The organism is Methylobacterium goesingense (assembly GCF_022179225.1).
In the GTDB taxonomy this organism is placed as follows: Bacteria; Pseudomonadota; Alphaproteobacteria; order Rhizobiales; family Beijerinckiaceae; genus Methylobacterium; species Methylobacterium goesingense.
The window spans coordinates 80320-88066 of sequence record NZ_BPQL01000016.1; the positions used below are offsets into that span (position 1 = coordinate 80320).

The following is a 7747-nucleotide window of genomic DNA, read 5'->3' on the forward strand; positions in this document are numbered from 1 at the left end:
GCCAAAAAAACGCGTGGACAAAACACCGGTGGAAATGCTGAATCGTATACGATTCGAAGCGGCGCTCGCGGGCCCGCTTCCACCGATTCAACGCAGTTGCGGGGTCAGACCATGCTGGAGGCGGATTCCGCTTCCCTCTCCGCGCGCGCCGATACCATCCTGGGTATTCATCGGCCGCAGCATTCCACACATGTGCGGTTCGTTCGTGCGGAGACCTGGCTGCGCTTCGCCCTCCCGGCGCTGTTCGCGACCTTCCTGATTTGCCTCGCGGTTGTGGCGACCCTGCTGCTGCAGACGCAGCGCGAGGACGTGATCCGGTCGGCGGTAACGGACGTTGACGCCCTGACCCGGCTAGCGGCGGCGGCATTCTCCAGCGTCGAAATCGCCGACGAGGTGAAGGGCGCGGAGGCGCACCAGACCCTGCGCACGCTGTTGCCGCCGGGCCTGCTCCATGCGGGCCGCCGCATCCTCTTGATCGCGCCGGACGATAGCATCGTGGCGGCCAATCCGCCGTTGCCGGGCCCCCGGCGGACCCTGACCGAGCATCTCGGGGAGATGCAGGCGCTCAGCACCCTCGGTGAACGCGCCGGCGTCATGACCGTGACCCTCGCCGACGGATCGACGGCGGTGGCGGCTCTTCGCAGCCTGCCCGGTGGGCGTGGGCAGGTCGCGGTCCTCCAGCCGCTGGAGGACATCACGGCGAGTTGGGGCTTGCGCGCGCGCAATCAGGCGATTCTGCTCGGCGCTGCCGCCCTCGTCATCATCGGCACCGGCATCGCCTACGCCCTCCAGACCAACCGGGCCCACGCGGTCGACCGCGTCTGCGAGCAGATCAAGCAGCGCCTCGACACCGCCCTCGGACGGGGCCGCTGCGGCCTGTGGGACTGGGACATCCCACGCGGCCGGATCTACTGGTCGGACTCGATGTATGCCCTGCTGGGGTATCACCGCGAGCGTGAGTTCTTGTCCTTCGGCGACGTGAACGCCCTGGTGCATCCCGACGACGGCGATCTCTACAGCCTCGCCCGACACCTGGCTGCGAGCCAGTCGACCGTCGACCACGAGTTCCGCGTCCGGGGGGCGACGGGCAATTGGGTCTGGATGCGCATGCGCGCCGAGATCGTGCCCGACACCATCGACGGCGGGCGCCACCTCGTCGGCATCGCGCTCGACGTGACGGAGCAGCGCAACCTCGCGGAACTCAACGCCACCGCCGACATGCGCCTGCGTGACGCCGTCGAGGCGATCTCCGAGGCATTCGTTCTATGGGACACCGGCAATCGCCTCGTCCTGTGCAACTCGAAGTTCCGCCACCTACACGCGCTGAGCCCCGACGATGCGATTCCCGGCCGGCGCTACGCCGAGATCATGGGCCGGGGCGTTCTGCCGCCGGTCCGGCGCGAGTTGCGCGACCTGGAGCCGAGCGGCGCCACCGCCCGGACCTTCGAGGCAGAGCTGACCGACGGTCGCTGGCTGCAGATCAGCGAACGCCGCACCAAGGACGGCGGCTACGTCTCGGTCGGCACCGACATCACGAACCTCAAGCGCCATCAGGAACAACTCGTTAAATCCGAGGGCGAGCTGATCGAGACCGTGCGCGACCTCAAGCGCTCGCGCCGTACCCTCGAGCTTCAGACCCAGCAGCTCGCCGACCTCGCCGAGCGCTACCTCGACCAGAAGGCGCAGGCGGAGAGCGCCAACCAGACGAAATCCGAGTTCCTCGCCAACATGAGCCACGAGCTGCGCACGCCGCTCAACGCCATCATAGGCTTTGCCGAACTCATGGAGAGCGAAGTCTACGGCTCCCTCGGCTCGCCGCGCTACACCGACTATTGCCGCGACATCCGCACCAGCGGCGACTACCTGCTCTCCGTGATCGACGACATCCTGCACATGTCGCGCATCGAAGCCCACCGGGTGAAACTCGCCCCACGCGAGATCCCGGTCGCGACCGCCATCGAGGGAGCGCTCAAACTCGTCGGCGAGGCGGCACGGGCGAAATCACTCAGCATCCACGTCGACGTGGTCGAGGCCCTCCCGGTCCTGGCCGACGAGCGCGCCTTGCACCAGATCCTCAGCAACCTTCTTCAGAACGCCGTAAAATTCACGCCGTCCGGCAACGGGCGCATCATCGTCAAGGCCCGGCCGGCCGGCGACAGCGTGCACGTCTTCGTGGAAGATACCGGCATCGGTATCCCGAAATCGGCCCTGCGCCGGCTCGGCGCGCCTTTCCAACAGGTCGAAACCAACCTGACCCGCAGCCACAAGGGGTCTGGCCTCGGCCTCGCCATCGCCCGCTCCATGGCCGAATTGCACGGGGGCGCCCTGCGCATCCGTTCGCAGGAGGGCCTCGGCACCATCGTGATGGTACGCCTGCCCGCTCCGACGCCCGAGCACCGGCAGGCCCTCTCGACCGAGGCGGCCCAGGAGACCGTGGCTTCCCTGCGTGATGCCGCCGGCGCCACCGTCCGCCTGCCGGAGCGAACGGCGGCGCGGGTCTGAAGCCCGTTCCCCCGGCCTCTCCCGCGAGTCCGTCAATCCGCCAGAAGGCGATCGAACAGGACCCGCACCGCGTGGCGCTGTTCGTCGAGTTGGGCCACCAACCGCGTCGCGTCGGGCGCGCCCATGGCAATCGCGAGCCGCGACAGGGTCACGGGTGACGCCGCCGCGGAATCGCCCTCCACCATCAGCCGCTGCCAGTGCAGCACGGCGTCGAAAGTCCGATAGGCTTCCGCCAACGCCTCGGCCTCGCCCGCGGCCAGCAGCCCCGCTTCGGCGGCGCGGGCGAACACCGCGCAGGCGCCGAGCCCGATGAGATCGGGCAGGCGATGGGCGTGAGCGAGTACGAGCGCCTGGGCCAGGAAGTCGAGGTCGAGCAGCCCGCCCGGGGCGAGCTTGAGGTCGAGGGCGCCGCGATCCCCCTTCTCCCGCTCCACCAGCATGCGCATGGCATGGACCGCGCGGTGGACCTCGTCGGCCTCCCGCGCGCGGCCGACGATGGCGCGGATGTCCCGGTCGAGGTCGGCGGCCAGTTCCGCATTTCCCGCGATGACCCGCGCACGGGTCAGGGCCATGTGCTCCCAAAGCTCCGCTTCGTCGGCATGATAGGTGCGAAAGCCACGCACCTGTACCGCCACAGGTCCCTGCCCGCCCCCCGGCCGCAGCCGTAGATCGACCTCGTAGAGATGTCCGCGCCGGGTCGGCACGGTCAGCGACGCGACGAGACGCTGGGTAAGGCGGTTATAGGCCACCGCTGCGTCGAGGGGCTTGGGGCCCGCGCTCATGCGCGCGGCCGGGTCGAAATCGTAGAGGACCACGAGGTCGAGATCGGAATCGGCGGTGAGTTGGCGCGAACCCAGGCGGCCGAGACCGAGAATCGCCATGCGCCCACCCGGTACCGCGCCGTGCTCGGAGAAGAACGCTCCCGCGATACGCTCCAGGGTGGTGCCGATGACCGCGTCCGCGATGCCCGTGAAGGCGCGGCCGGCCTCCTCCGGGGACAGGATCCCGGAGAGGAGCCGTGCCCCCGTCAGGAAGCGGAGCTGCCGGGCGGCATCGCGGCTGCGGTCGAGGAAATCCTCGTAGTCGCTCGGCTGGCCGAGACGGTTCCGGAACTGCGCGGCGAGGTCCGCAGCATCCGTCGTTGCCTCGCCGAAATCCCGGTCGATCACCGCATCGAGCACGTGCGGGCTGAAAGCGACGGTCTCCGCCAGGCGCGGCGCGGTGCCGAGGAGATCGGCGAAGAGCAGCCGCAGCCGCTCGTTCGAACGCAGGATGGTCAGGAGTTCGAGGGCCGCCGGCATCCGGGCGAAGGCCCGGTCGAGGGTATCGAGGGCGACGTCCGGATGCGCCGTGCCGCCGAGCGCCTGCATCAGAGCCGGCACCAGTTCCGTCAGCACTTCCCGGGCGCGCGGCGTCCGCACGGCGGGGCGCCGCCCGAAATGCCAGCCGCGCACGGTCTCCACAGCCCGCTCCGGCTCCCGGAAACCGAGCTTGCGCAGGGTCGCCAGGGTGGCGGGATCGTCACCCGTGCCGCTGAAGACGAGGTCGCCCACATTCGAGGAAAGGTCCGGCTCGGCCTCGAACAGCATCGCGTAGTGGCCCTGCACGTGTCGGGCGTGATGGAGCAGCGCCGCCTCGAACGCCGAACGGTCGGCGAAACCGGCGAAGCGCGCGAAGCGCTCGAGCTCCTCCGGCTCCTGGGGCAGGCGCTGGGTCTGCTCGTCGCGCACCATCTGGAGGCGATGCTCGACCGTGCGCAGGAAATCGTAGGCCGCGGTCAGGTCGTCGCGTGCGGTCGCGTCGATCCAACCGTCCCGCGTCAGGCCCGTGAGCATCGCGACGGTGCCACGTCCGCGCAGTTCGGGCCGGCGCCCGCCGAAGACGAGTTGCTGGGTCTGGACGAAGAACTCGATCTCCCGGATGCCTCCACGCCCGAGCTTGATGTCGTGTCCCGCCACCGCGATGGTGTCGTGGCCGCGCACCGCGTGGATCTGGCGCTTCATTGCGTGCACGTCGGCAATGGAGGCGAAATCGAAGTACTTGCGCCAGACGAACGGGCGCAGGTTCGCCAGGAATGCTTCACCGGCCGGGATGTCACCCGCGATCGCCCGCGCCTTGATGTAGGCTGCGCGCTCCCAGTTCTGACCGAGGGTCTCGTAATACAGGTAGGCCGCGTTCAGGGAGAGGGCCGCCGGGGTCGAGCCGGGGTCCGGCCGCAGGCGGTAATCGACGCGGTGAACGTAGCCGTCGGCGGTCCGCTCCTGCAGGAGCTTGGCCATGCCCTGCGCGAGCTTGGTGAAGAACGGGGTCGGGGACAAGTCGGCCTTCAGCGGCGCGGCCTCGGCGTCGAAGAACACTACGAGGTCGATATCGCTGGAATAGTTGAGCTCGCCCGCGCCATGCTTGCCGAGCGCCAGCACGACGAGGCCGGACCCGGCCTGCGGGTCGTCCAGGTCGCGGGGCAGGAAGCGTCCCGCGTCCGCCGCCTGGAAGAGCATCGCGTCCGCGGCGGCACGCACGGAGGCATCGGCGAAATCCGAGAGCGCCGCCGTCACCTCGGCCAGCGACCACAAGCCTCCGATATCGGCGAGTGCCACGAGGAGCGCGTGCTCGGCCCGGTTTCGCCGCAGATTCGTCGCCACGATCGCGTGGTCGGCCTCCCGCCCCGCTGTCCGCTGCCGGGCGACGATCTCCGCATGGGCCGCTTCGGGCTCCGCGTCGACCAGTGCCGCGAGGCGGTCGGGGCTCCGGGCAACCAATTGCCAGAGGAACGGCGAATGATCCGTGAGCCCGAGCAGGAGCGCCCGGACCTCCGGCGTGAGAAACCCCTGTGCGAAGCCCGGCGCGACGTCATCGAGCCGGGCGGCGGCGGCCTCGGGATCGGACAGGACCGGGGCCGCGCGCAGGCGCGCGCGAAGGCTGCCGCTTCGTCCGCCACCGTCCTGAGCCATGGCCCTACCCTCCCGACGCATCCGCCGGCAGGGTTACCACGACCCGAAGTCCGGGGGCATCGTCCTCGAGGCTCAGCGTGCCCTGGTGCAGCCGCACCACCGCGTTGACGAGGCTGAGCCCGAGGCCGAAGCCCGGCCGGGAACGAGCCTCCTCCAGGCGCACGAAGCGGTCGAGGACCCGCCCCCGTGCCTCCGCGGGGATGCCGGGACCGGAATCGGCGACGCTGAGGCGCAGGGCATCTCCGAAGCGCGCAGCGGTGAGGCGGATCACGCCCGGCGCGCCGCCATACTTCACCGCATTGTCGACGAGGTTTGCCAGCGCCTGGCCGACCAATTCTCGGTTACCCCGCATCAACAGCGCCGCATCGCCGGTCTCGACGATCAGTGTCGTTCCCTGCTCCGAGGCCAGGGGCTCGTAGAGTTCGGCGACGGCCCGCATCACCGCGCCGGCATCGAACGCGACGAAGTCCTGGTTGGCATCGACGCCCTCGAGCCGAGCGATCATCAGGAGGGCGTTGAAGACGCGGATCAGGCCGTCGCTCTCCGCGATCACACCCTCCAGGGCGGCCCGCAGGGTCTCCGGCGTCTCGGCGGTCCGGAGTGCCTCTTCGGCCCGGTTGCGCAGGCGGGTCAGGGGCGTCTTGAGATCGTGCGCGATGTTGTCGGAGACATCGCGCAGGCCCCGCATCAGTTCGCCGATCCGCTCCAGCATCGCGTTGAGGTTGCGAGCAAGGCGATCGAGTTCGTCACCCGTGCCTGCGACGGCGAGCCGCCCGTCGAGGTCGCCGGCCATGATCCGGCGCGTGGTCTCGGTCATCGCATCGACGCGCTTGAGGACGCGGCTGGCAATGAACCAGGCGCCCGCCACCCCGAGCAACACCACGAGCCCCACCGAGGAGCCGAAGGTCCGTCCGATCACGAGCCGCAGGCGATCCCGCTCCTCCACGTCGCGCCCGACCAGCAGGCGAAAACCGCCGGGCAGCACGAAGATCTGCATGATCGCGCGGTGGTCGAGGGACTGGGACTCGCCGTTGCGAACGTAACCGGCCTCCGTCTGGCCAGGATCGACGAGGAGGCCGGTGGGCAGCGCCTCGATATTGCCGACGATGCGTTCGCCCGCCGCGTTGGTCACGAGGTAGAGGGAGGCGCCGGGCTCACCGGCACGCCGCTGAACGGCGGCAATCAGGCGACGCAGGCCACCGACCTTGTACTGCTCGGACAGGCCGTTGATCTCGGCCTCGATAGTGGAAACCATCTGGTCGTCGAGGGCGCGGCTCGCATTCCAGGCGACATAGCCGAGGGCCAGCAACGCGAAGGTCGCGAAGACCACGAGGTAGGCGAAGGACAGCTTGAAGGCGGTGGTGCGAAACAGGTTGCGAAGCCGCCCGCCCCGTCCCTCCTCCACCGCTCTCACGAGGCTACGACGGGGCCGCGGGCCTCGTCGGCCCGGAGCACGTAGCCGGTGCCCCGCACCGTGTGGAGAATCGGCGGTCCAAACTCCTTGTCGATCTTGGCGCGCAGGCGTGAGACGTGCACGTCGATGACATTGGTCTGCGGATCGAAGTGATAATCCCACACGTGTTCGAGAAGCATCGTGCGGGTCACCACCTGCCCGGCATGGCGCATCAGGTATTCGAGCAACCGGAACTCACGGGGCTGGAGCGCAATCTCATGGCCCGCGCGGGTGACCCGGTGGGACAGGCGGTCGAGCTCCAGATCGCCCACTCGGTAGAAGGTAGCCTCGGGCGCGGCGTTCGGACCGGAGCGGCGTCGCGCGAGAACCTCGGCCCTGGCGAGCAGTTCTGAAAACGCATAGGGCTTTGGTAGATAGTCGTCCCCACCGGCGCGCAAACCCTTCACCCGATCATCCACCTGGCCCAGGGCCGACAGGATGAGCACCGGGACCGTCACGCCCTGTTCCCGCAGGGATCGGATCAGCGACAGGCCGTCGAGCTTCGGCAGCATGCGGTCGACGATGAGCACATCGTACGCACCCTCGCAGGCGAGGGCATAGCCGTCGAGGCCGTCGGTGGCGTGATCCGGGACATGGCCAGCCTCCCGGAATGCCTTGACGAGATAGGCGACCGCCTCACGGTCGTCCTCAATGATGAGCAGACGCATGGGCGCGAGTGATACGGCTTCGCCCGCTCGCGGGAAACTGCCTTCTCCGGATACCCTCATCCCACCCCTCCCCACGCGCTCGACGGAGCGGATCGTAGGGAGTTGAACGTTGCACGTGTCTGGCAGGCGGATGACGGTTTGGTCATGTCCGCAGACACGCGAACGCCCGCGAC

The 7747-nt window shown here is 69.1% G+C and carries 4 protein-coding genes; 1 reads left to right on the forward strand and 3 read right to left on the reverse strand.

Features of this window, described 5'->3' with window-relative positions; all coding sequences use genetic code 11:
* Positions 1 to 111: 111 nt before the first annotated feature.
* Positions 112 to 2502: a PAS domain-containing sensor histidine kinase gene (locus tag MFF30_RS03320; protein WP_238276531.1), complete on the forward strand. Its 2391-nt coding sequence runs from the start codon at positions 112 to 114 to the stop codon at positions 2500 to 2502.
* A 32-nt stretch (positions 2503 to 2534) separates the two neighbouring features.
* On the opposite strand, the gene MFF30_RS03325 is transcribed toward MFF30_RS03320, so the two are convergent.
* From MFF30_RS03325 to MFF30_RS03335, 3 genes are read right to left on the reverse strand one after another with little or no spacing between them, the layout of a single operon-like run.
* Positions 2535 to 5453 carry a bifunctional [glutamine synthetase] adenylyltransferase/[glutamine synthetase]-adenylyl-L-tyrosine phosphorylase gene (locus MFF30_RS03325; protein ID WP_238276525.1) on the reverse strand — a complete coding sequence of 973 codons (2919 nt, stop codon included), beginning with the start codon at positions 5451 to 5453 and terminating at the stop codon, positions 2535 to 2537.
* A gap of 4 nt (positions 5454 to 5457) precedes the next feature.
* Positions 5458 to 6858: a sensor histidine kinase gene (locus MFF30_RS03330; RefSeq protein ID WP_238276526.1), complete on the reverse strand. Its 1401-nt coding sequence runs from the start codon at positions 6856 to 6858 to the stop codon at positions 5458 to 5460.
* A 5-nt stretch (positions 6859 to 6863) separates the two neighbouring features.
* Positions 6864 to 7574, reverse strand: coding sequence for a response regulator transcription factor (locus tag MFF30_RS03335; protein ID WP_238276532.1), 711 nt, complete (start codon positions 7572 to 7574; stop codon positions 6864 to 6866).
* Positions 7575 to 7747: the final 173 nt, after the last annotated feature.